Source organism: Nocardia sp. NBC_00881, assembly GCF_045207455.1.
Taxonomy (GTDB): Bacteria; Actinomycetota; Actinomycetes; order Mycobacteriales; family Mycobacteriaceae; genus Nocardia.
The window spans coordinates 4806079-4830163 of sequence record NZ_CP108798.1 but is presented as its reverse complement, the minus strand read 5'-3'; the positions used below and the strand labels follow the sequence as shown (position 1 = coordinate 4830163).

Annotated in this window: 21 protein-coding genes and 1 pseudogene; 10 read left to right on the top strand and 12 right to left on the bottom strand. The window is 66.8% G+C overall.

What is annotated here, in order from left to right; translation table 11 throughout:
• Positions 1 to 49: 49 nt before the first annotated feature.
• The 3 genes from OH799_RS20390 to OH799_RS20380 all read right to left on the bottom strand — a co-directional run bounded on the left by OH799_RS20390 (position 50) and on the right by OH799_RS20380 (position 3029).
• Positions 50 to 757, bottom strand: a complete 708-nt coding sequence (locus tag OH799_RS20390; RefSeq protein WP_406266434.1) for an MspA family porin — start codon at positions 755 to 757, stop codon at positions 50 to 52.
• Between the two features lie 248 nt (positions 758 to 1005).
• A complete protein-coding gene (locus tag OH799_RS20385) occupies positions 1006 to 2250 on the bottom strand; it encodes a hypothetical protein (protein ID WP_406266431.1) in 1245 nt (414 codons plus the stop codon).
• Between the two features lie 5 nt (positions 2251 to 2255).
• Complete coding sequence (locus OH799_RS20380; protein ID WP_406266428.1) at positions 2256 to 3029, bottom strand: crotonase/enoyl-CoA hydratase family protein; 774 nt, start codon at positions 3027 to 3029, stop codon at positions 2256 to 2258.
• A gap of 53 nt (positions 3030 to 3082) precedes the next feature.
• Between OH799_RS20380 and OH799_RS20375 the strand changes: the two genes are divergently transcribed.
• Both OH799_RS20375 and OH799_RS20370 read left to right on the top strand, forming a co-directional pair.
• Entirely contained in the window at positions 3083 to 3733 is a 651-nt protein-coding gene (locus OH799_RS20375) for a TetR/AcrR family transcriptional regulator (RefSeq protein WP_406266425.1), read from the top strand.
• Positions 3720 to 5339, top strand: coding sequence for an acyl-CoA dehydrogenase family protein (locus tag OH799_RS20370; RefSeq protein ID WP_406266422.1), 1620 nt, complete (start codon positions 3720 to 3722; stop codon positions 5337 to 5339). Before OH799_RS20375 ends, OH799_RS20370 begins: the two co-directional genes overlap by 14 nt.
• A 165-nt stretch (positions 5340 to 5504) precedes the next feature.
• Here OH799_RS20370 and OH799_RS20365 read toward each other — a convergent pair whose 3' ends face one another.
• Positions 5505 to 5909 (bottom strand): nuclear transport factor 2 family protein, encoded by a 405-nt coding sequence (locus OH799_RS20365; protein WP_406266419.1) that lies wholly within the window; start codon positions 5907 to 5909, stop codon positions 5505 to 5507.
• Between the two features lie 71 nt (positions 5910 to 5980).
• Between OH799_RS20365 and OH799_RS20360 the strand changes: the two genes are divergently transcribed.
• Positions 5981 to 6901, top strand: coding sequence for a LysR family transcriptional regulator (locus OH799_RS20360; RefSeq protein ID WP_406266416.1), 921 nt, complete (start codon positions 5981 to 5983; stop codon positions 6899 to 6901).
• Between the two features lie 12 nt (positions 6902 to 6913).
• Here OH799_RS20360 and OH799_RS20355 read toward each other — a convergent pair whose 3' ends face one another.
• Genes OH799_RS20355 through OH799_RS20335 form a run of 5 tightly spaced genes read right to left on the bottom strand, consistent with a single transcriptional unit; the run spans position 6914 to position 11825 of the window.
• Complete coding sequence (locus tag OH799_RS20355) at positions 6914 to 8101, bottom strand: aminoglycoside phosphotransferase family protein (RefSeq protein WP_406266413.1); 1188 nt, start codon at positions 8099 to 8101, stop codon at positions 6914 to 6916.
• 8 nt (positions 8102 to 8109) lie between these two features.
• Positions 8110 to 8718, bottom strand: coding sequence for a GTP-binding protein (locus OH799_RS20350; protein WP_406266410.1), 609 nt, complete (start codon positions 8716 to 8718; stop codon positions 8110 to 8112).
• Complete coding sequence (locus tag OH799_RS20345) at positions 8699 to 9073, bottom strand: DUF742 domain-containing protein (protein ID WP_406266408.1); 375 nt, start codon at positions 9071 to 9073, stop codon at positions 8699 to 8701. The genes OH799_RS20350 and OH799_RS20345 overlap by 20 nt, the downstream gene beginning before the upstream one ends.
• A 6-nt stretch (positions 9074 to 9079) precedes the next feature.
• A complete protein-coding gene (locus OH799_RS20340; protein WP_406266405.1) occupies positions 9080 to 9511 on the bottom strand; it encodes a roadblock/LC7 domain-containing protein in 432 nt (143 codons plus the stop codon).
• Entirely contained in the window at positions 9504 to 11825 is a 2322-nt protein-coding gene (locus tag OH799_RS20335) for a nitrate- and nitrite sensing domain-containing protein (protein WP_406266402.1), read from the bottom strand. The genes OH799_RS20340 and OH799_RS20335 overlap by 8 nt, the downstream gene beginning before the upstream one ends.
• A 562-nt stretch (positions 11826 to 12387) precedes the next feature.
• Here OH799_RS20335 and OH799_RS20330 point away from each other — a divergent pair.
• From OH799_RS20330 to OH799_RS20320, 3 genes and pseudogenes are all read left to right on the top strand, one after another.
• Positions 12388 to 12579 (top strand): annotated as a pseudogene (locus tag OH799_RS20330) (helix-turn-helix domain-containing protein); the annotation flags it as partial.
• Positions 12580 to 12660: 81 nt separating this feature from the next.
• On the top strand, positions 12661 to 12792 hold the full coding sequence (locus OH799_RS20325) for a hypothetical protein (protein WP_406266399.1): 132 nt from the start codon (positions 12661 to 12663) through the stop codon (positions 12790 to 12792).
• A gap of 85 nt (positions 12793 to 12877) precedes the next feature.
• Positions 12878 to 13561: a nucleoside/nucleotide kinase family protein gene (locus OH799_RS20320; RefSeq protein ID WP_406266396.1), complete on the top strand. Its 684-nt coding sequence runs from the start codon at positions 12878 to 12880 to the stop codon at positions 13559 to 13561.
• A 128-nt stretch (positions 13562 to 13689) separates the two neighbouring features.
• Here OH799_RS20320 and pgi read toward each other — a convergent pair whose 3' ends face one another.
• Positions 13690 to 15327 carry a glucose-6-phosphate isomerase gene (gene pgi, locus OH799_RS20315; RefSeq protein WP_406266393.1) on the bottom strand — a complete coding sequence of 546 codons (1638 nt, stop codon included), beginning with the start codon at positions 15325 to 15327 and terminating at the stop codon, positions 13690 to 13692.
• A gap of 206 nt (positions 15328 to 15533) precedes the next feature.
• Here pgi and OH799_RS20310 point away from each other — a divergent pair, with 206 nt between their 5' ends.
• Positions 15534 to 16988, top strand: coding sequence for an NAD-dependent succinate-semialdehyde dehydrogenase (locus OH799_RS20310; protein WP_406266390.1), 1455 nt, complete (start codon positions 15534 to 15536; stop codon positions 16986 to 16988).
• A gap of 316 nt (positions 16989 to 17304) precedes the next feature.
• On the opposite strand, the gene OH799_RS20305 is transcribed toward OH799_RS20310, so the two are convergent.
• Positions 17305 to 17598 carry a chorismate mutase gene (locus OH799_RS20305; protein ID WP_357270745.1) on the bottom strand — a complete coding sequence of 98 codons (294 nt, stop codon included), beginning with the start codon at positions 17596 to 17598 and terminating at the stop codon, positions 17305 to 17307.
• Positions 17599 to 17976: 378 nt separating this feature from the next.
• Here OH799_RS20305 and pcrA point away from each other — a divergent pair, with 378 nt between their 5' ends.
• Positions 17977 to 20562, top strand: a complete 2586-nt coding sequence (gene pcrA / locus OH799_RS20300; protein ID WP_406266386.1) for a DNA helicase PcrA — start codon at positions 17977 to 17979, stop codon at positions 20560 to 20562.
• Positions 20563 to 20664: 102 nt separating this feature from the next.
• On the top strand, positions 20665 to 21090 hold the full coding sequence (locus OH799_RS20295) for a hypothetical protein (protein WP_406266384.1): 426 nt from the start codon (positions 20665 to 20667) through the stop codon (positions 21088 to 21090).
• A gap of 38 nt (positions 21091 to 21128) precedes the next feature.
• Here the strand turns inward: OH799_RS20295 and OH799_RS20290 are convergent, their stop codons facing one another.
• Positions 21129 to 22367, bottom strand: a complete 1239-nt coding sequence (locus OH799_RS20290; RefSeq protein WP_406266381.1) for a M23 family metallopeptidase — start codon at positions 22365 to 22367, stop codon at positions 21129 to 21131.
• A gap of 536 nt (positions 22368 to 22903) precedes the next feature.
• Here OH799_RS20290 and sucC point away from each other — a divergent pair.
• Positions 22904 to 24070, top strand: a complete 1167-nt coding sequence (gene sucC / locus OH799_RS20285; protein WP_357270756.1) for an ADP-forming succinate--CoA ligase subunit beta — start codon at positions 22904 to 22906, stop codon at positions 24068 to 24070.
• Positions 24071 to 24085: the final 15 nt, after the last annotated feature.

The following is a 24085-nucleotide window of genomic DNA, read 5'->3' as shown; positions in this document are numbered from 1 at the left end:
GGCCTGTCCTGCCAGCTGCGCGGTCTTCGTGGTGTCGGACGTACACGCTTCAGAACCAGAATGACGCCCCGTAGCCCGTCGTTTGCACGGTGCTGTTGGTGCTGTCGGCGTGGACGGTGACGAATGGCATGGCCGAGGCCGGTGAAAGGCATCCACTGATATTCAGAGGCGTATTGGTGTGCGCGAAGGTGTACGGGAACGTCGCGTCCCGATCCAGCTCCGCTTCGCCGATCACCGCGGCGGCCACCGAGCCCGGAGCCAGATTCACCGCGAGCTCACCGGTGATGGCCGCTTCGACACCGACGGAGGGCTGCACCGCGGCGCCGACGCCGATGCTGATGCTGGGTGGAGCGTCGATCGCCAGATTGATGGCGCCTTCGACGCCGAAGCTGGGCGATATCGAGGCGTTGACGCCGAAGCTCGGGGCGATACCTATGGCGATGCCGTTGGCGATGTCCACCGCGCAGCCGATCAGGTATCCGGCGACGATCTCCCCGCTGCGTACCGCTGAGACTCCGTCGAGGGCGACCGAGAAGTCTCCGGACACCTTCACCGCATGCACGAACGGGATTCCGGGTGCGATATCACCACCTGCGGGTACGACATTGTTGGAATCCACCGACGCGATCAGATGCAGTCCACCGGAGCTGACCTCACCCGGCGCGGCTCCGGCCACAGTGTCGGCCACAGCGCCGGTCGCGGCCATCATCACCGCGGTGATCGCGGCCAGAGTACGCGAATGCTTGCGGTTCATCATGCTCCAGTCGAGTAGCGATCGAAACCGAACTTCATACGCAAACGGACGCGCACACCAGCGATCGTCGAGGATTCTTTTCGGCGTGTGCGGCTCCGAACTCTACCGTCCGGCGCAGCTCAGGGCGGTGATCGTGCGGGCGCGGCGCGTCGGCCGACGCAACCGGCATGCGGTCGTCGTAGGCGTCGCATCGATTTTTCGAGACCGGCGGGCAAACCGTCTGACTTCATACCAGATCGCAGTCGACGAACTCACCACGCACGTGTCCGCAGCCCGGCCGACGCCGCCGTCCGAAGAGCCAGCTCGCCCAGCGCGGCGGCGGATTCGATACGTGCCGGGTCGAGGCTCACCAGGCTCAGCACGTAGTCGTCGCCGGTGCGGCACAGGTAACCCGAGAGACGGGTGCGCGGCAGCTGCGTGGCGGTCAGGCGGGGGTGGATGGCGCGGGCGGCGACCCCGGTGCAGCGGTGCGCGCCGAGCCGGCGCAAGGAGGCGGGCAGCGTTCCGATGTTCGAGCACAGGATGTCTCGTTCGCCCGCGCCCTTGGACAGTGCGTAGGCCCAGCGGTCGGGGAGCAGCTGGAGCAGTTCCTCGGGCATGCCGCCCGGCGCGGACATGCGGCGCTCGTAGGCCGAACGAGCCAGTGTGCGGATCCTCGCGGGCGGGTCGGCTCGTCCGATCGCGATCTGCGTCATGGCGAGGTCGTTGTCGACGCTGGGTTCGTCGCGGGTGTCGACGGGCAGGCTGGCTTCGATCGTCTCGTTCGGAAACCCGCTGTCCCACAGCATGGTCGCGACAAGATGGATGAACAGGCTGTTGGCCGTGCCGCCGCTCGTCGTGGCGGCGCGATCCCACTCGGCGGCGGAGCATTGCAGGATCGCACTGTGCGTCGTCGCCCCGCCGATAGTGCACGGCTCCTCGTCCCGGGTCTCGGCGGCGGGCCTGCCCGGTATCCCGTGACGCAGCGCCGAGGCGGTGCCGCGCAGAACGATCGACCACTGGCGTTGTGCGTCGGACCAATCCGAATCCGGCACAGCGGGATGCGGGCGTTGAACACGGGCGCCGCCCAGCGCGTCGTCCACGGCGAGCGCGAGTGCCCGTCCATCGGCCAGCGCATGGGAGCACGCCAGGGAGACGATCGAACCGCCGTCGTCCAACGTGGCCGTCGAAAGCCGCCATCCGGGACCGTATTCCGGATCGAGCTCGGCTCCCTGCGAGTCGGCCCAGTCGAGTAGATTCGCGACCGAAAGGACGCCATCGGCGCGAGCGATCGGATGCGCGCGGACGTTCGGTCGCCAGGAGCGTCGAGCTCCCGCGACGCGCGGCCGGATCACCCTGCGTCCCAGCGGTCCCGAGCGCAAGGCGTCGTGGACCCGTGCCAGCAGTGCCGGATCCACCCGGTCGGCCGTGCGCCACAGGCCCTGCAGGGCGACCGGGGTGCCCAGCCCGCGGTGGGTGCGGAGAAATATCTCGTCGACGACGCTCAGGCGGCCCATCGGGCTCAGGCGCGACCGCCGTGCCGGCCCGCACCGTCCGCGAACCGCTGTGCACCCTCCAGCGCGCCGTCGGCCAGCGCTGTCAGGCCGTGCCGGAACTCGTTGCGCAGCGCTGTCTCCTCGCCCATCCCGTCCTGCTCGAGCAGCGACAAGCGATCCGAACGCAGGCAGGCCTGCGGCAGCGCGGCCAGTTCGGCGGCGAGTTCTTCCGCGGCACCGCGGGCTTCGCCGCTGGGCACCACACGGTTCACCAATCCCATCTGCAGCGCCTCGTCGGCCCCGACCGGACGTCCGGTGAGCACCATGTCCATGGCGCGGCCGGTGCCCACGATGCGCGGCAGCCGGACGGTGCCACCGTCGATCAGCGGGACGCCCCACCGGCGGCAGAACACGCCGAAGGTGCTGTCCTGCTCGGCGACGCGCAGATCGCACCACAGCGCGAGCTCGAGCCCGCCCGCGACCGCGAACCCGGAGACCGCTGCGATCACCGGTTTGGACAGTCGCATGCGGGTCGGTCCCATCGGGCCGTCACCGTCCTGGGTGACCTGGTTGGAGCGCTCGGTGCCCAGTCCCTTCAAGTCGGCACCCGCGCAGAAGGTACCGCCGTCGCCCCATAGCACGGCGACGGCCGCGTCGGGGTCGGTGTCGAACGTACGGAAGGCGTCGGCCAGTGCGGCGGCGGTCGGTCCGTCGACCGCGTTGCGCGCCTCGGGACGATGCAGGATCACGGTGGTCACGGGCCCGTTGCGCTGAATCAGTACGGTCACGTGTTCGACCATACGTCGTAAAAGCCCCCTTGTGCGAAGAAATGAATCCGTGGTTCACTTCTTGTGTGGCCTACCGCAGAACCCCCGCCGTACAGGCACGCCTGGACGCGCAGGCGGGCCTGATCGTGCACGCCGCGACAAAGGTGCTGTCCCGGGGCGGGTACGCGGCACTCTCCATGGCTGCGGTCGCGGCCGAAGCCGGTGTGGCCACCGGGACGGTCTACAAGAATTTCGATAGCAAGGCCGATCTGGTGAGCGCGGTCTTCCGCAAGGTGGTCGGCGGTGAGGTCGCCGCGGTAGCCGAGGTGGGTGCGCGCGGAACGGCCGTCGAGCGGGTGACCGCGGCGGTGGAGACCTTCGCCGGTCGTGCGTTGAAGAATCCGAAGCTGGCCTACGTGCTGCTCGCCGAGCCGGTCGACGCCGTCGTCGACAGCGAACGGCTGTCCTTCCGGCACGCATTCGCCGAGGCATTCGAATCCGCTGTGGCCGATGGAGTTTCGCAAGGCGAATTGCCGCCCCAGGACCCGAGGATCAGCGCGGCCGCCTTGGTCGGCGCGATCGGCGAGGTGCTGGTCGGTCCGCTGGCCGACGCACCGCACGGGGAATCCGTCGTTCCGGAACTCATCGCTTTCGCGATACGCGCGCTGGGCGTGCGCGCCGACCCGGGCGCCGACGGCGCTCGGCTGGAATCAGGAGTGGCAGATGCAGACACATGAAGTCTTCAACCAGGTGCCCGACATCGTTCCCTTCGACGTCTCGCGGAACCCGGCGCTGATCGAGGGATTGCACCGGGAAGGTGCGGGCTGGGCCGAACCGGAGGTTCGGGAACTCGGCGTGCTGGCGGGCGGCGCCGAGGCGCAGGAATGGGGCAGGCTGGCCAACGAGTACCCGCCGGTGCTACGCACCCACGACCGCTACGGCCACCGAATCGACGAGGTCGAGTTCCATCCGCACTGGCACAACCTGATGCGAGTCGCCGTCGAACACGGTCTGCACGGCTCACCCTGGCTGGACGACCGACCGGGCGCGCATGCCGCCCGAGCGGCGAAGTTCTATACCTGGGGCGTCGCCGACCCGGGCCACATGTGCCCGATCTCGATGACCTACGCGGTGGTGCCCGCGCTGCGGCACAACCCGGAGCTCGCGGCGAAATACGAACCGCTGCTCGGCTCCCGGATCTACGAGTACGGCCTGCGTGAGCCGTCCACCAAAGCCGGGCTCATCGCGGGCATGTCGATGACCGAGAAGCAGGGCGGATCGGACGTCCGGGCCAACACCACCACCGCGACCCCGCGGCCGGACGGGACGTACCGCATCGTCGGGCACAAGTGGTTCACCTCCGCGCCCATGTCGGACATGTTCCTCACGCTGGCGCAGGCGCCAGGCGGCCTGTCCTGTTTCCTGCTGCCCCGGGTGCTGCCGGACGGCACTCGCAATCCCCTCCGGATCCAGCGGCTCAAGGACAAGCTCGGCAACAAGTCCAACGCCTCCTCGGAGATCGAGTACGAGAACGCCACCGGCTGGCTGGTCGGCGCGGAGGGCGCCGGTGTCAAGACCATCATCGAGATGGTGAACATGACCAGGCTGGACTGCGTGATCGGCTCGGCAACCGGCATGCGGGCCGGCGCCGTGTACGCCGTGCACCATGCCAGGCACCGGGAAGCGTTCGGCGCCAAGCTGGTCGACCAGCCCGCCATGCGCAACGTTCTGGCCGACCTGGTGATCGAATCGGACGCCGCGACCACGGTGATGATGCGGCTGGCCGGGTCCACCGACCGGGCCACGCAAGACCCGGCCGAGGCCGCGCTGCGGCGAATCGCATTGGCGGTGACCAAATATTGGGTGTGCAAGCGGGCGCCCGCGCACGCCGCCGAGGCGCTGGAATGCTTCGGCGGCAACGGATATGCCGAGGAATCCGGGATGCCGCGGCTGTACCGCGAGGCGCCGCTGATGTCTATTTGGGAAGGTTCCGGCAACGTCGCGGCGCTGGACGCCCTGCGCGCCATGGGCCGTCAGCCGGAGACCGTCGAGGCGTACTTCAACGAGGTGTCGCTCGCGAAGGGCGAGCATCCGCGCCTGGACGACGCGATCGCCCGGATCGGCAAGGAACTGTCCGATCTGAGCGACATCGAGTACCGCGCGCGGCGCGTCGTCGAGCTGATGGCGTTGGTGCTGCAGGGCGCGCAGCTGGTCCGGCACGGCCACCCGGCCGTCGCCGACGCCTTCTGCGCCACTCGGCTCGGCGACGATTGGGGCATCGCGTTCGGCACGCTGCCCACCGGGGTGGACACCGGCGCCATCATCGAGCGCGCGTTCGTCTGATCCCACCGGTCGCTCGGGTGGGCCGAGTGAGTGTGCGCCATCGAGTGTTCCTTCGATCGGGTGGCCGTGGCGTACTTGTGCGGTGTCGAGCGGGTGTTGTCCCGATGCGGCAGGTCGGCCGCGAACTCGTGCGGTGTCGAGCGTTCGCCTGACCGGGGCGGTCGCTCAGGCGGTCAGCGGGTCGAGTACTCGTTCGACCAGTGCGGTGTCGCAGTGCTCGACCACTTCTTTCAGCTGGCCGTCAGCGACGCGGAAGACGAAACAGTAGGTCTGGTCGTAGGTTTCGCCGCGGGTGGTCACGCCGTAGCCACGCGCCTGCACGATCACCCGGTCGCCCTCCGCGACGATCATCTCGGCCGCAGTGCGGTATTCGGTGAACTGCGCCATGAGAGGTCGCAGGAGTTGCTGTAACACAACGGATTTCGGCTCCCATACGCCGGACCACGACCAGTTGCCGGGAAACACCCAGCGGAAGTCGTCGGCCATCGCGTCGCTCATGGCGCGGGTATTGCCGTGGGACATCTGTTCGAAGATGCCCTCGAGCAGGTTCTTGTTCTCGATCACACTCACGCCGACGACGCTAGCGCCGCGCCACCCATGCGAGAAGCGAAAGTCTTGCATGTTTGATATGAGTAAACCGCATGAGTGACTTCACCGTCGTCGGCCTGCGCGTGGTCCGGGAGGCGGCCGCCTGCGGATCGTTCTCGACCGCGGCCGAGAACCTCGGCTACACCCAGTCCGCGGTTTCCCGGCAGATCGCGTTGATGGAGCAAGCGGCCGGGCGAGCATTGTTCGAGCGCCATGCCCGCGGTGTGCGGCCCACCGAAGCGGGGCGCATCGTGCTGCGCCATGCGGAGGTTGTGCTCGGCGAGCTGGACAACGCCCGGCTCGATATCCGCCATCTCGCCGCACGCCCACCGGGCCGGCTGCGCGTCGGCGCGTTCTCCACCGCGATGGCCGCCCTGGTGCCGCGGGCCATTGCCGAGGTGGCAGCCCGGGACCAACCCGCGCGGATTGCGCTGCGGGAAGGGATGAGTCCCCGCCTGCTCACCGCCGTCGCGCGGCAGCGACTCGATCTAGCGGTGGTGACCGATCCCGATGCCTCGCAGGCCGACCTCGAAATCGAACCACTGCTGGATGATCCGCTGCTCGTCGCGCTCGCGCCCACGCACCCCCTCGCGGGCGCCACCAGCGCCACACCGGAGATGCTGCGCGACCAACGGTGGATCGCCGGGAGCCAGGAGCCGGACTCCACTCTGCTCGGCGCCTGGCGCGATGCCGAATGGGAACCGGACATCGCGTTCGTCGCCCGGGACTGGTTCGCCAAAATCGGACTGGTCTCGGCAGGTCTCGGCATCACCGTGGTCCCCGGCATCGCCGTTCCGGTCCTCCCTCCGACCGTCGCCCTGCTACGCATCGACCACCCGGCGGCGGTACGCAGAACAGCCATCGCGCACCGCCGCAACGACCCCCGCGACGCCGCATTACGCCAATCCTTCGCCGAGGCGCTACGCGACCGTGCCGCGGAGCTCTCCGCCGAGGTACGCCACCGGCTCCGATAGCGAAGTCAGCCGTCAGGACAGACTGTCGAGCGACTCGAGATCTATCACCGCATGCGTCATTCGCTCGAGATTCGCCCGCGATACCGCCTCGGGCTGCATGGCCGGCTCCAGCGCCCCGACACCGAGCGTCAACAACCAGAAGAACAGCCCGTGGAACAACTGCTGCCGATATCCGAGCCATACCTCGTCCAGCGACAGTGCCGGGCCGCCCGACGTGGCCAGTTGATCGGCATAGATCTGCAGCAGGTCCTTCTCCCACGCCCGGCGATCCTCGACGGTGAGTGCCGAGGTCAGCGCGTACGCGACATCGAGACCCCAGTGGCCTTTGGTGATGCACTGCCAGTCGTACAGGCCCATCCGCCCGTCGCCGTTGATGTACCAATTACGTGAGTGCACGTCCGAATGCAGCAGCGTGGCCGGACCGCGGTTGTGCAGCTCGAGTGAGCGGAGAAACGCGGGCCACAGCTCGTCGCGCCGCGCGAGAAATTCCGGCGGACTGACATCGGCGGCACGGTCGACGCCCACCACACTGCGGGTGCGGAAGCGAATCAGCCGATTCACGTCCAGCTGCCACGTTTCGGCGTCTTTGATTTCGCTGAGGTCGGAGGCGAATCGGGGGCTCTCCCAGAACGTTCCGTGCACCGCGCCGAGTAGCCGGACAATATCCTCCGCTTTCGCGCGGTCGATATACACCGTTGTCGGATCCCCGAACGTGCATCCGCGGGTTTTCGATACATCCTCGAGCAGGAACATAGATCTGCCGGACCTGGTATCGACACCGGCGAAGTATCCGGTCGGCGCCTCGATGTCCAAGTCGGGGCGGATCACGTTGTAGAACAACGCCTCCGAGGCTGCCGCTCCGGTCGGACCCGTCACCAGGCGAGACCGGAAAGTCGGTGTGGACTTCGTGAATACATCGACAGGTAGCCCTGCGGCGGACCCTGCGGCGTTGTACTCGATCGTTACGGCGCGACGGCTGGTCGAACCATCACTTCCGCTGCCCAGCGTAAAACTCGATACTTCGGCGCCTGGCACGGCACGGCACAGTGCGTGCGTGAGCCACTCGGTGGTGAGGAACTCGGGCGATCGGGGAACCTCCGTCAACGCGGTCGGCCGAGCCGGCAGCAGCCGCTCCCGGATGGCATGCGTCGCGATTCGCCCGGCGATCCCGAGCACACGTGTCTTGGTCAATTTACTCATGGACTGTCTTAGTTCCCTTGGTCGACGTCGGCGGTAGCGAGAGCCATCAGATGCTCGACCAGACGGACCAGGACGAGCTTGGCCGAATCCCGGTCTCGGACATCGCACAACTGCACCGGGACATGAGGCGCGATGTCCAAGGCGCCGCGGACCTCGTCTTCGTCGTAGATGTCTGCCCCGTCGAAGCAGTTCACCCCGACGATGAAGGGGATGTCACGAGACTCGAAGAAGTCCACCGCGGCGAAGCTTTCCTGCATCCGCCTGGTGTCTGCCAGGACAATTGCGCCGAGTACGCCGACCGACAACTCTTGCCACATGAACCAGAACCGGTCCTGCCCCGGCGTGCCGAACAGGTACAGCACCACGCGCGGGTTGAGTGTGATCCTGCCGAAGTCGAGCGCGACCGTGGTCGTCGTCTTGGATTCGACACCGGTCAGATCGTCCACCACAGCACCGATGTCCGACAGTCGCTCTTCGGTACGCAGCGGCGGAATTTCGCTGACCGAGCCAACCATCGTCGTCTTGCCGACGCCGAACCCTCCGGCGACCAGGAGCTTGACTGCCTGTACTTCCTGAATCTCGGGCACGCCGAGACCGTCAGATGTTGCGAACACCATCGAGAACCGCCTGCAGCAGGTGTACGTCGGGACGATCGACGGATTGAGTCGGGGATCTGAAGATCAGGTGCCCCGAGCTGATCAGATCGCTGACAAGCACCTTGACCGCCGCTAGCAAGAGGTTCAGTCCGGCCGCGATCTCGGCGATCGTCAAGGGCCGTCCCTGGCACATCCGCAAAATCTCTCCGTATTCCCGATCCAATGTCGCTGCCTCGGTCTCGGACCGGATCGCAACGACCAGCGTGATGATGTCGAGGTTGTGCATATCCCGCCCGGCCCGCCCCCGGGTCACCGCGAAAGGGCGAACCAAGGGGCCGGGGTCTTCGTCGAGCCACGAGCCGTCGTCGTATGTCATGCTGCGTCAGCGCGCCGACGAAGCGTCCGCCGCTGCCCTCGGAGTCGCCGATAGGCTGGCACCGACCTGCTGCACGATCACATTCATCTCGTAGGCCACCATTCCGAGATCAGCATGCTCCGAGGCCAGCAACGCCAGGCAGGCGCCCGCGCCGGCTTCGGTCACCACCAGATAGCCGTATTCGAGTTCCACGACAGTTTGTTGCACAAGGCCTTTGTCGAACTGTTTGCCGACGCCGCGGGACAAGCTGCCGAAGGCGGACGCCATCGCGGCGAGATGTTCGGCGTCCTCCCTCGTCAGGTCTTTCGAACGCGCGACGACCAGTCCGTCGGCCGACAGTACGACTGCCTTTTCGGCCCCCGCCAATCGGTTCACCAAGTCGTCGAGTAGCCAATCCAGCCCGCGCGCGGTGGTGCCGGGGCCCGTGTGATCATTCATTTCTCGACCATCCGTTTCCATCTATGGGACTGACATCCGAATTACGCGCCTCATGGGTTCCGCGCTGGAACGAAGCCATCGCGTTGCGCGCTTCGTCCGGAGTTCGCCGACGCGGAATCCGGGTAGGCGACACCGAGTTCGGCGGTTCGGTGTTCTCCACCCGCAGTTGCGGTGCGAGGTGGCTCTGACGCTGCCGTCGCGGCAGCGGTGCCTTCTTGCGCCTGTTCGTCGACGACGGACGATCCACTCCGCCAACCGATTGAGGTCCACGTCCACCAGCAGGAAGCGGGGTCGACGGCAATGCCTCGACGCCGGCCGGCTCCGCGGGCCAGGGTGGCAAATGGCGGAAATCGTTCCCCGGCATCCTCGGCACAGGGTCTGCGACGGACTGCGGAGTGAATGGCGGGCGATGATGTCTGCCACCGGACCGGACGTCGGCGGGTGTGTGTTCGGCAGTCCTCGGACCGGCTTCCTCGACGCTATCGAGCAGCTTCGCGGGTATCAGCGCGATCGCCTTGATACCGCCGTACGCCGACTCCAGGAGATTCACCGCGATGCCGTGCCGCTGGGCCAACTGCCCAATGACGAACAAACCCAGATGGCGGTGCCCCGCCAAAGCCATTTCCTGGAAGTCGGGCGACTCGCGCAGGAGATCGTTCAGGCGCTCCCGCTCCTCGAAATGGATGCCGAGGCCTTGGTCCTCGACTTCGACCACCACCCCTTTACCGACGAGGTTTCCCCTGACCGACACCGGCGAATCCGGCGGTGAGAACGAGGCCGCGTTATCGATCAGCTCGGCCAGCAGGTGGACCAGGTCGGCGACCGCGGCGCCGACCACTCGAACCTCGGGCAGCCGCACCGCGCTGACCCTGGTGAAGTCTCGGGTTTCGGAGATCGCGCTCCGGACGATCTCCTCGAGCGCCACCGGTTTGCGCCACTTCCGGCCCGGTTGACCACCGCCGAGAATCAGCAGATTCTCAGCGTTGCGTCGAGCTCGGGTAGCCAGGTGATCGAGCTGAAACAGCAGCTCGAGATGTTCGGGATCGTTCTGCTTCGCCTCCGCCGTATCGAGGACGCCGAGTTGCTGATGGACCACGACCTGGCTGCGGCGGGCGATGTCCATGAAGACCCGGTTGATTCCGCCCCGGGTCCGCGCCTCGGCCGCGGCCGCGGCGACGGCGGTCCGCTGTGCCGTGTTGAACGCCTCCGCAACCTGCCCGATCTCGTCTACGCCGTCGTCGACGATCACCAATTCGGCGTCGACATCGACCTTCTGCCCGTCGTGCAGTCGCTGCACCATCGAGGGCAGCGCCTGGTCTGCCAACTCCAATGTCTTGGCACGCAGCGAGCGCAACCGCCGGACCAACGTACGCGCCAACTGAATGGCGATGACGAACGAGACGACAGCGACTACCAGCATGGCGATACCGGCTGCGATCCCTTGCGCGAGCTGTGCTTCGGCGGAATCCACCGTCCCGCGCTCGGCGTAGCCGAAGTGATCCCTCGCCAAGCCCCGCAGCTCGGAACTCACTCTGTGCTGCGCGGCGAGCCACTCGTCCACCGGCATCGGAAGCCTGCCGGTCTGCGCCAGCACGTCCTCGGCGGCCACCGTCGAACGCCATTCGTCACTGGCGAGGAGTTTCTCGTATCTTGCCTTTTCCGTGGCGGTCAGCTGCGGCACCGTTGCCGCGAGCTGGCTGTGCAGAGCACCAACCGACCGGGCATAGAGCAGCCGGTCGGGCGGGCTGAGAACGCTTCCGCCCGCCAGTACTCCTGCCGCGCGTCCGAACCCGCGAGTATGCAGGTCGGTTATCCGCATCAAGTCGGCCGCGACAATCTCCTCGGCAACCGTGCCAGGATTGGCGGAGGTACGAGCAGTGCTCTCGAGTCCGATCGCGACGACACCGGCGAGCTGGGTGTAGAAGTCGTCGATCTCGGCGGCCGTAGCCTGCCGGATATCGACCGCGTGGCGGATCGCTTGTTGTTGTGCGGCCATTGCCCGGAAGATGGGGGAGGACTTTGCTGTCGCCTCGGGATTGAGCTTCTCGAGCACGGGAGCGATATCAGCGATCTTCTTCAGGGCGGCGTCGGATTCGTTCCGCCGTGCCGGCAGGTCTGCCAATCCCTGCGGGTCATCGCCGATAGCCAGGAGACTATATGTTCGCTCGTTCTGCGCCGCGGTAGCGAGCCCGACCGCGGGATCGACCTGGAGGCTCAAATTCTTGGACCAGTCCCGCGCCGAGATACCGTCACTGATTTGCACACCGGCGAACGTCGTGCCGGTGATGACGAGGGCAAGGCTGGGGATGAGCACGATCGCGAGAACACGCGCGCGAATTGATCTGGGCCGTGGCAAGATTCGGCGGAAACCGAGCCGCCGAGCGCCCGCGTGGAATCCGACTTTCACCGCAACCCGCAGCCCTGCGTAACCGCTCGGCCCGTATGCGCTGCGCCACGCTCAGCCACGTGGAGCCGGTCATAATGATTGTACAGTGGCCTGTTTGTTCGGCGTGCAACCGGCCGCGCCTGGAGAATCAATGCTGTTCCTCGATCCGCTGTGTTACTTACTTGTTCACGACCGCCCACTGCTGGGCACCAATGCCCCTTCAACGGACCGGGTATCCTCGTCGCGCCGGGCCGGCAATCGACGGGCGAGGATGGCGCCTGCGCGCTGGTGCTGGATTGCCACGAGTGCCTTTTCTCCGCGTTCGGCACCGATAGCTCGCAGACTGTTCGAAGAGCGGTGGCCATTGGGTGACGGAGGCCCACCGCTCGGTAGTTGAGACTGTCACAAACTACTGAGTGCGACGGATAGTAGTCAAGAAAGCTGTCGGTGGTCATTGTGAGCGGCATCTCGGAAGTGTCGACGTACGAGTCTGCTCGACTGGAGATGTGAGTGCCACCGTCCAGCGCCACCCCGGGGCGAAGCGCGCGGCGCGATAGTTCGCAGTGCTCGAGAACTCTTCGGTAGCAAGGGATACCACGGCACGAGTCTGCGCGAGATCGCCCACCTCGCGGAGGTCGGCGAGGCCCTTCTCTACCGTTACCTCGGAGGCAAAGAGGCGCTGTTCGAGGAGGCGGTGTGTGAGCCGTACCCGCGGCTTCATCGAAGACTTTCTCGACGACTGGAAACGCCCCGACACCCAGCTGTGGGAATTCTCGATGACCTGTTGTTCCCCAGCGGTGTCGGCCGTCCCAGCAAGACACGTTTGGTGCGCGAAATGACCAAGTACGTCGAGGCAGGTGTCCAGCAGGCACAAGAGATCACGCCGGCCGGTTGATACCGCGACTTGGCCGAAGCGCACGGCGTATCGCATGAAAACGGCTTGTCCATGTGCCACTCGACCGGGCGGTAGGGTGGCGATGGTGGCCGGGGAGTTTGTGGAGCGACCGTTGGGCTGGCTGGTCCGGCGAGTCTTGGGCCGGGCTGGGAGCGGACGGTATCTGGTGGGTATCGCGGGTCCGCCAGGGGCGGGCAAGTCGACGTTGGCCGGTTTACTGCGGAACGCGATCGATGCGGAGGCAGGGACGGCCGTCGCCGAGATCGCGCCCATGGACGGCTATCACTTGCCCAACTCCATGTTGCGTACGACGGGAAGCTTTGCGCGCAAAGGGGAGCCGGATACCTTCGACGTGGCGGGATACCTGGCGGGCCTGCGCCGGTTGCGGACCACGCCGCTCGGCAAGCCAGTCGCCTGGCCGACGTTCGACCGGAGGATCGATGCGCCGGTACCCGGCGGTGTGGTGGTCGACCGGCAGTCCATCGTGCTCACCGAAGGCAACTACCTTCTGCTGGACGATTTCGATGGGCGGGCGTGGTCGGCGGTACGGACACTGCTCGACGAATGTTGGTACCTGGACGCGCCGCGGGAACTGATCGAGGATCGCCTGCTCCGTAGGCACATTCGCGGTGGCCGAACACAGGCGGCGGCGATAAGAAAGGTGCACGAGAGCGATCTGCGCAACGCGGATCTGATCGCGACCACAATGGCGCGCGCCGATCTGATTCTGCGCGAGCACGCGGGGCGCTACGCGGTCGCCGAGCGCTGACCGCTCTGCCCACCCCGCACAGCCGCGGATCGAAGGAGCGCTCGGCAGGCGCACCGTCATCCAGCGCACTCGGAAGCGCCGCGCGCCCAAGGTCGAAACCCGCTACCGCGCTACTCCGGCGATCGTTGTCAGCGGTTTGCGCGGTACCAGCGAATGAGTGCGTCGGTAGACGAGTCGTCCTGCGGCGCCGGGTCGTCCGCCGCGGTCAGCAGCGGAGCAAGAGCGAGCGCCTGCTGTTTGCCGAGTTCCACGCCCCACTGGTCGAAGCTGTCGATGCCCCAGATCGTGCCTTCGACGAAGACCTGGTGCTCGTAGAGGGCGATGAGCTGCCCGACGGCCGACGGCGTGAGTTGCGGCGCGAGAATGGTGGTCGTCGGACGGTTGCCCGGCATCACCTTGTGCGGCACCACCTTCGGATCGGTGCCTTCCGCGGCGATCTCCTCGGCGGTTTTGCCGAACGCGAGCACCTTGGTCTGCGCGAAAAGGTTGCTCATCAGGATGTCGTGCATGCTGCCGGTGTCGTCGCGGGTCGCCAGGTCGTCGGTGGGACGGGCGAACCCGATGAAGTCGGCCGGGATGAGGCGGGTGCCCTGGTGCAGCAGCTGGTAGAAGGCGTGCTGGCCGTTGGTTCCCGGTTCGCCCCAGAAGATCTCGCCGGTCGAGGTGGTGACCGGGGTGCCGTCGGCACGCACCGACTTGCCATTGGACTCCATGGTCAGCTGTTGCAGGTAGGCAGGGAAGCGGGCCAAGTCGTTCGAATACGGCAGCACAGCACGGGATTCCGCGCCGAAGAAGTTCGAGTACCAGACACCGAGCAGGCCGAGCAGCACCGGTGCGTTCGCCTCCAGCGGCGCCGACGCGAAATGCCGGTCCACTACGTGCATTCCGGCGAGAAACTCCGCGAAGCGCTCCTTGCCGATGGTCGCCATCACCGAAAGGCCGATGGCCGAGTCCACCGAGTAGCGGCCGCCGACCCAGTCCCAGAAGCCGAACATGTTCGCGGTGTCGATGCCGAACTCCGCCACCCGCTCGGCGTTGGTGGAGACCGCGACGAAGTGTTTGGCGACGGCGTCCTCGCCGAGGGCCGCGACCAGCCAGCGCCGGGCCGCGGTCGCGTTGGTCAACGTCTCCAGTGTGGAGAAGGTCTTGGAGGCCACGATGAACAGCGTTGACGCCTGGTCGAGCCCGTCGAGCTTCGAGACCAGGTCGGCGGGGTCGACGTTCGAGACGAACCGTGCGCCGATGCCTGCGTCGGCGTAGTGCCGCAGCGCCTGATGCACCATCGCAGGCCCCAGATCCGAACCGCCGATGCCGATGTTGACCACCGTCGCGATGCGCTCGCCGGTCGCGCCCCGCCACTCGCCGGAGCGCAGCGCGTCGGTGAAATCGTTCATCCGCCGCAGCACGTCGTGCACCTCGGCGCCCGCGTCGGCGCCGTCGACGGTCACGGTCTCGCCTTCCGGCAGCCGCAGCGCGACATGTCCGACCGCTCGGTCCTCGGAGGTGTTGATGTGGTCGCCGCGGTACATCGAGTCCCTGCGCTCCAGTACGCCCGCCTCGCGCGCCAATTCGACGAGCAGTTGCAAGGTCTCCCTGGTCACCCTGTGCTTGCTGTAGTCGATGTGCAGATCCCCCACCTGGACGGTCAGCTCGCTTCCACGGGCGGGATCGTCGGCGAAGAACTCCCTGAGGTGTCGTCCCGCGACGGCACCGTGGTGATCGTGCAGTTTCCGCCATGCCGCCGTCGCGGTGATGTCGCTGCTCACGTCCGCCGAGGTTACAAGCAGGCTTCGCTGTGCGCACGGGAATGTCCGCTGAGCGGGCGGCAATGAGCGCGACGCTGTGTGCTGCCGTGCTGTTAGACGCCGTGCCGTGCGAAGCCGAGGAGCCAACGAATCCCGGGCGCGCCGAGATTCGGGCGCCGACCGTGCGATCAACGGTGGGCCTCGGCGGAGCGGCATAGTCTGGCCTCATGGTGTCCGAACGTGAAGTTCTCGAATCCGTACCGACGCGACTGTGGATCGGCGGGCCCGTCGACGCCACCGGCGCAGGCACCTTCCCGGTGCACAATCCGGCGACCGGGGAGGTGCTGGCGCAGGTCGCGGACGCGACACCGGAGGACGCCGTGCGCGCTCTGGACGCGGCCGTCAGGGTCCAGGCCGAGTGGGCGGCCACGCCCGCGCGGGAGCGGGCGGAGATCCTACGGAAGGTGTTCGAGCGGATCACCGCGCGCGCGGAGGAGTTCGCACTGCTGATGACCCTGGAGATGGGCAAGGCGCTGCCGGAGAGCCGCAACGAGGTGCGCTACGGCGCCGAGTTCTTCCGGTGGTTCAGCGAGGAGGCGGTGCGTGTGCACGGGCGCTACCTGCACGCGCCGTCCGGCAGCGGCCGCATCGTGGTGCACAAGCAGCCGGTGGGCCCCTGCCTGGCGATCACACCATGGAACTTCCCGCTGGCCATGGGGACGCGCAAGCTAGGCCCCGCGCTCGCCGCGGGCTGCACGATGATCGTCAAGCCCGCGTCGGCCACGCCTCTGACCATGCTGCTGCTGGCGAAGCTGTGCGATGAGGCCGGTCTCCCCGACGGCGTGCTGTCGGTGATCACATCCAGCCGGTCGGGGGCGGTGACCCAGCCGCTGCTGGACGATCCCCGGCTGCGCAAACTGACTTTCACCGGCTCCACCGAGGTCGGTAGGAAACTGGTGGAGAAATCGGCGAACGGACTGCTGCGCACCTCGATGGAGCTCGGCGGCAACGCTCCGTTCGTGGTGTTCGACGACGCCGACGTCGATGCCGCCGTGCAGGGCGCGATGCTGGCGAAACTGCGAAACGGCGGCGAGGCGTGTACAGCGGCCAACCGCTTCCATGTGCAGAACGGTGTCCTCGAGGAGTTCACCACCAAGTTCGTCGAGGCGATGTCCAGCAGCGTGACCCTCGGGCCTGGCTCCGACCCGGACACGACGCTCGGCCCGCTGATCAACGAGGACCAGCTCAATACGGTCAGTGAGCTGGTCGACGACGCCGTCGCGGCAGGCGCACGGGTGCGCATCGGCGGCAAGGCGCCCGGCGGGCCCGGCTGGTTCTACCCGGCGACCATTCTCAGCGACGTTCCGGCGCAGGCCAGGATCCTGCGCGAGGAGGTATTCGGCCCGGTCGCCCCGACCGTCGGCTTCGAGACCGAGGAGGAGGGTCTCGCTGCCGCGAACGACACAGAGTTCGGCCTGGTCAGTTACGTCTACACCCGCGACCTCGACCGCGCCTTCCGAATCGCCGAGGGCCTGGAATCCGGCATGGTAGGCGTCAACCGCGGTGTCATCTCCGACACCGCCGCCCCCTTCGGCGGTGTCAAGGAGTCCGGCTTCGGCCGGGAGGGCGGAATCGAGGGCATCGAGGAGTATCTGTCCACCAAGTACATCGCCCTCACTTGAGCGCAGCCGCCGTAGTGCAGCCGAACGGCTCGCTACCACCCGGGCGGTAGCTCAGCTCCGGTCCTCGGTCTCCGCCTCCGTCGCCCCTGCTCACCACAAGCGTTTGGGCGGCTGGGCTCAGCGTGATCTCCAGACCGAGGACGCGGCGACACGTCTCGTGGATGATCTCGCAGTAACTGGTTTCGATATCGGTGCGGATAGGAAACGACTGCCCCGGGGTCCCGCACACTCGGGGCGGCCTCGGGGATGCGACGGCCGTACGATCGCCACGTGGTTCTATGGGCCGTGCGCGACGGCTGAGAACAGGTTCCCGCGATCAGTGGCCGAGGCGGCCGCGTCCGAGACGAAGCAGCAACATCGCGAGGGTGTGGCCTTCCTGGCCGAGTTCACTGAAGCGCTCCAGCACCTTCATTTCCCGGCTGTGCACGAGGCGCGTGCCGCCGGACGCCATCCGAGTCCGGCCGATGATCCGGGAGATCTCCGTGCGGCGCTTGATCGCGGCGAGGATCTCGGCATCGAGGCGGTCGATCTCCTTGCGGAGTTTGTCGATCTCGGCCTCGGTCCGCGGTAGCGCGGATTCCGATCCGGTCCTCGTGGCGGGGGTGCTCATCATTCATCTCCTCGTGTCAGAACATCGATCGGTGTGCGCGCTCGGCTTGTTACCGATCAGTTCTTTCACCGTGAAACAGACCTGGTGGGACCTTGTATTGTCCCCCCACCAAGGCGTGCTCAGGTACAGGCTCCGCGATCACGATTCTCCGGCGGGTGGCCGGACGGGATGTATCGGGAGGGGGCAGAACATTCGGCCAGTCTGCCACGGGGTGGAAGGTCTGCAAAACGATTGTGTTTGTGAGCTTCCTGATATGCCCTGGTCGGTTCACTCGCGCTTCCCAGTAGTGGGAGCTCGGCTCGTTCGCTGCCCGATTCCGGAGGACATCGAACCCGGGGCTTCATGTCTGTCGGTGCCCGCCGGTAGCGTGGATGGACGATGGACATCACGGTGGCTCCCACAACGCATGCCGGTCGGGTCGGGCACCCGGATCCGACTTCGAATCCGCAGATCGTCGGCGGAAACGCCGAAGAGGGAGTGTGGCGCGCCGCGGTCCCCGAGCCGCCGCCGGCGGACTCCGAGCGCGAACAGCAGCGCATCGAGCGGGAGCAGCGCCGTGCCGAGGAGGCCGAACGACTTCTCGACGGGCTCAACCCGCAGCAACGCGCGGCGGTCGTGCACACCGGATCGCCCCTGCTGATCGTGGCAGGCGCGGGATCGGGCAAAACGGCCGTGCTCACCCGTCGCATCGCCTACCTGCTCGCCACCCGTGGGGTGACCCCTGGTCAGGTGCTCGCCATCACCTTCACCAACAAGGCCGCCGCGGAGATGCGGGAGCGCGTGATCGGTTTGGTCGGCCCGCGCGCGAACAACATGTGGGTGTCCACCTTCCACTCCAGCTGTGTTCGCATCCTGCGTACGCAGGCCGCGCTCCTGCCCGGCCTGAATTCGAATTTCTCCATCTACGATGCCGACGATTCGCGGCGGCTGCTCACCATGATCAGCCGCGACCTGGATATCGACACCAAGAAGTATTCGGCGCGGCTATTGGCGACCGCGATCTCGAATCTGAAGAACGAACTCGTCGGCCCGGTCCGGGCCACAACGGACGCCGAGTCGGACGATGCGGAACTGCCCAGCTTGGTGGCCAGGGTCTATACCGAGTATCAGCGTCGGCTGCGCACGGCGAACGCCATGGACTTCGACGACCTGATCGGCGAGACGGTGGCACTGCTTCAGAACCATCCGCAGGTCGCCGAGTATTACCGCCGCCGGTTCCGGCACGTGCTGGTGGACGAGTACCAGGACACCAACCACGCGCAGTACGTCCTGATACGCGAGCTGGTGGGGCATCATCTGGCGGACGAGGGCGAGGACCGGGTGCCGCCCAGCGAACTGTGCGTTGTCGGCGACGCTGACCAGTCCATCTACGCCTTCCGCGGGGCGACCATCCGCAACATCGAGGAGTTCGAGCGGGACTTCCCCGACGCGGAAACCATTCTGCTGGAACAGAACTACCGCTCCACCCAGCACATTCTGTCCGCCGCCAACGCGGTGATCGCACGCAACGAGAACCGGCGAGACAAGAAGCTGTGGACCGATTCCGGCGAGGGTGACCTGATCACCGGCTACGTCGCCGACAACGAGCACGACGAGGCGTCGTTCGTGGCGCGCGAGATCGACCGGCTGGTCGACCAAGGCGACGCCAACTACGGCGACGTCGCGGTGTTCTATCGCACCAACAATAATTCCCGTGCGCTGGAAGAGATCTTCATCCGGATGGGGTTGCCGTACAAAGTGGTCGGCGGCGTCCGCTTCTACGAGCGCAAGGAGGTGCGCGATATCGTCGCCTACCTGCGGGTGCTGGAGAACCCGGACGACGCGGTGAGCATGCGCCGCATCTTGAACACCCCCCGCCGCGGCATCGGTGATCGGGCCGAAGCCTGCGTCGCGGTGCACGCCGACCAGCGCGGGATCGGTTTCGCCGCCGCCCTGCGCGATGCCGCCAACGGCAAGGTGGCGCTGCTGAACACGCGGGCGCAGCGCGCCATTGTGGGCTTCTTGGACCTGCTCGACGAGATTCGGGCAGCAGGCGGACGCGCCGAATCCGACTTCCCGGACGTGGGCAATATCGTCGAGGCGGTGCTGGAGCGCACCGGCTACCGTGCCGAGCTGGAGGCCTCGGACGACCCGCAGGACGGTGCCCGGCTGGACAACCTCAACGAATTGGTCAGCGTCGCAAGGGAATTCAGCTCCGAGGCATACAACAACGCGGAGGCTGCCCGGCAGGAAGGTCTTCTGCCGGAGGTAGGCGAGGGCGAGCCGGACCCCGGTTCGCTCGCCGCGTTCCTGGAACGGGTGTCGCTGGTTGCCGACACCGACCAGATTCCGGACGAAGGTTCCGGCGTCGTCACGATGATGACACTGCACACGGCCAAGGGGCTGGAGTTTCCCGTGGTGTTCGTGACCGGGTGGGAGGACGGGCAGTTCCCACACATGCGTGCGCTAGGCGATCCGACCGAGCTGGCCGAGGAACGTCGCCTCGCCTACGTCGGCATCACCAGGGCAAGGCAGCGGTTGTATCTCACCCGCGCTGTGGTCCGTTCCGGCTGGGGGCAGCCGGTCTCCAATCCGGAATCGCGCTTCCTGCAAGAAATTCCGGGACATCTCCTCGACTGGCGGCGGCTGGAGCCCGCCGGGTCGTCCGCGTCCAGGGGTATTCGGCGGCGCGGTGGCGACGATGACGGGTTGGAGCGGGACTGGACTCGTGGCGACGGATGGTCGGAGCCGCGTCCCGGGGTGCGTGATCGTGGCCCGCGCAGGCCCGCACCCGGCGGCTCGACACGAAACAACACCACTCTGGTGCTCGCGGTAGGCGATCGGGTAAGCGACGACAAGTACGGTCTCGGCCGCGTGATTGCCGCCGAGGGCTTCGGGCCGCTGGCCACTGTGACCATAGACTTCGGCACCGCGGGCAAGATCCGGCTGATCCCGCAGTACAGCAGGACGCTGATCAAGCTCTGAGTGTCCGGGCGAGCAGTCGCGCGCCCGAGTTGGGTTCCGCCAGTGTGCGGCGAGGCCGTCGGCACTTCCGCGTGGTCCCGACGCCTCGGTAGGGTCCGCGATATGGATACGGTCGCGCAACACATCCTGTGGTTTCTGCCCATGCTGTGGCTCGGTATGGTGCTGGCCATCTCGTTCCTGGAAGCGCCGCTGAAGTTTCGGGCGCCCGGCGTTACTCTGCCCCTCGGCCTCGGTATCGGCCGCTTGGTGTTTCGCGCACTGAACGTCGCCGAGTCCGTGCTCGCCGTGCTGCTGGTGGTCGCCGCGTTGATCGTAGGGCCTGGCACGGCGAGTCGGCTCTGGCTCGCCGTCGCCGTCGCAGTCCTGGCCGTCCAGGTGCTGGCAGTGCGACCACCTCTGACCCGGCGCACCGACCGCGTCCTGGCAGGCGAAGACCTACCCCGCTCACACGCTCATTACTGGTACATAGGCCTGGAAGTCGCCAAGGTGGTGGTGTTGGTCGGTCTCGCGATCGCCGCGGCACCATAGCGCAGGCCCGCGCAACGGCGCGGTCGCACCCCGACCGATCAGTCGCGCTGAGGGCCGAGGCTGATGCCGCGGCTCGCCAGCCACGGGAGGGGATCGACCTTGTCGACGCCGTGCAACCAGACCTCGAAGTGGCAATGCGGGCCGGTGGAGAAGCCGCGGTTGCCGATCGTGGCGATCTGGTCGCCTGCCATCACGCGCTGGCCCTGCGAGACGGTGGCGGTGTCGATGTGGCCGTAGATGGTGATGGTGCCGTCGTCGTGCAGCAGACGGACCCACATGCCGAAGCCCGCAGCGGGACCGGCCTCGACCACGGTGGCGTCGGCGACGGCGTAGATCGGGGTGCCGATCGGTCCCGCGATATCGATCCCGAGATGCTGCACACCCCAGCGGGCGCCGAATCCAGAGGTGAAGGTACCCGCGGCGAATTTGGTGAAGAGAGGGCGGAGCTTCGCGGCCTCTTGAGCGGCGAGGTCCTCGGCGTACTTCTGGCCCTTATGCAGGATGTCATTGAACTGGCCGAGATCGGCCGGCGCCGAAACATTCAGGACCTGCGGCGATTCCGGCGAGGCGCTGGGGTCGGCCACGCTCATCGACTGCGCGGCGATCTCGTGGACCTGGCCCGCGGCTTCGTAGTCGACCGTCTGTGACGGCTGCTCCGGCGCAGCGAAGGCGGCCTGACCAGCGGCGACGACCGCGCCGGCGGCGACCGCGGCGACCGCGGCGCGCCCCTTGAGGGCGGCGGGCGGTGCAGGCAGGCGGTGCGCGCCACCACGCTTGTTCGCGCCGCGGCGGGCGGGGATTACCGTGGGCCCGGCGGGAGTGTCCGACTCTGGTTCGGTGACCTCGGGCGCCCAGCTCTCCTCTGAAGCCCAGCCACCGTCTTCGGACACCCACGAGTTCTCCTCGGGCGCCCAAGAGCTCTCTTCGGCCCACGCATTGCCGGAGTCCCATGCACCACCGTCGGACCAGGAGTTCTCCTGCCACTCCTGCTGTGCGGACTCGTTGTCCGCAGCCCAGGCGTTGTCGTAGCCGGCGTTCTGGTAAGCCGCGCTGTGGTAGTGCGAGTTGTCGACGGGGGTGTCGCTGTCGCCCGCTGCGTCGTAGCCGTATTCGGCCTGCGGTACCGCCGCGGGGATCGCGCTGTACTGGGAGTACCGATGCTGGTCCATCGAGGGGGTCGCGGGTCCGCCGGTCACGCCGAAGGACTCGCTGTCGAGGCGGTAACGATGTGCGGACAGCGCGCGATCATCGGTGGCGACGGTAGAGCGGTGGTTCATCGGCGGTGCCACATCGTGAAGCGGAAGATGCTCGAATATCCGCTGGTCAGCGGGGTCGGTCGGTCATATGCGGAGCGGCTCTCCCTCTGCGGAGTGCTGTGCTGCGTCAAGGCTTGCCGTCCTCCTCGTCGTGACCGTGTTGTGACATCGACCGCAATGACGGTAACGAAACGATTGCGTGCCCACAAGCGCTGCGCGACTCCTATTCAAACATGTGATATTCATCACGCTCTCGCTGCGGAATATCTCACTACGCTACGGGCACTCGGGGGAGGTCATTCGACGACGGGCTGTAGTAGGCCGACACCTCCTCCGGGTTCGGCGGCTCTACCTGGCGCGGCGTCGGCAACCTACTCATCGGTAGCGTTGGCCAGCGGTTTTACCGTTGTCGGCGCCGCTCCGTGACCTGCGCCACTTAGGATGTATGTGGCCGATTGGCCGTCCATGTGACTGGTTAGAGTCCGACCCGACCCGCTTCCGACGTCGGGCCGCCAACAAAGACGTTGTCATCACAACGCAGACGAGACGGTGAATACATGGATCTCTTCGAATATCAGGCGAAGGAGCTCTTCGTTAAGCACGGAGTGCCTTCGTCCGAGGGCCGCGTCACGGACACGGTCGTCGAAGCCCGCGCCATCGCGGAGGAAATCGGCAAGCCGGTGATGATCAAGGCCCAGGTCAAAACCGGTGGCCGCGGCAAGGCGGGTGGCGTCAAGTATGCCGCCACCCCGGACGACGCGCTCACGCACGCGCAGAACATTCTCGGCCTGGACATCAAAGGCCACATCGTCAAGAAGCTCCTGGTCGCCGAGGCCAAGGACATCGCGGAGGAGTACTACATCTCCTTCTTGCTGGATCGTGCGAACCGGACTTACCTGGCCATGTGCTCGGTCGAGGGTGGCATGGAAATCGAAGAGGTCGCCGCGACCAAGCCGGAGCGGCTGGCCAAGGTTCCGGTCGACGCGGTCAAGGGAGTCGACCTGGCGTTCGCGCGGTCGATCGCCGAGCAGGGCCACCTGCCCGCCGACGTGCTGGACGCCGCGGCCGTGACCATCCAGAAACTGTGGGAGGTGTTCGTCAAGGAGGACGCCACCCTGGTCGAGGTCAACCCGCTGGTGCGCACGCCACAGAACGAGATCCTCGCGCTGGACGGCAAGGTCACCCTGGACGAGAACGCCGAATTCCGCCATGAGGACCACGAGGCGTTCGCGGACAAGGACGCGACCGACCCGCTGGAGCTCAAGGCCAAGGAGAACGACCTCAACTACGTCAAGCTCGACGGTGAGGTCGGCATCATCGGCAACGGCGCGGGTCTGGTCATGTCGACCCTGGACGTCGTCGCTTACGCGGGGGAGGGTCACGGCGGCGTGAAGCCTGCCAACTTCCTGGACATCGGTGGTGGCGCCTCGGCCGCGGTGATGGCCGCCGGCCTCGATGTCATCCTGAACGACGAGCAGGTCAAGAGCGTGTTCGTCAATGTGTTCGGCGGCATCACCGCCTGCGACGCGGTCGCCAACGGCATCGTCAAGGCGCTGGAGATCCTGGGCGACAACGCGAACAAGCCGCTGGTGGTCCGGCTGGATGGCAACCGAGTGGACGAGGGCCGCAAGATCCTCGTCGACGCCGCGCACCCGCTGGTGACGCTGGCGCAGACAATGGACGAAGGCGCCGACAAGGCCGCCGAACTGGCAGCCGCCCGATAACGACGGCCGAGTAAG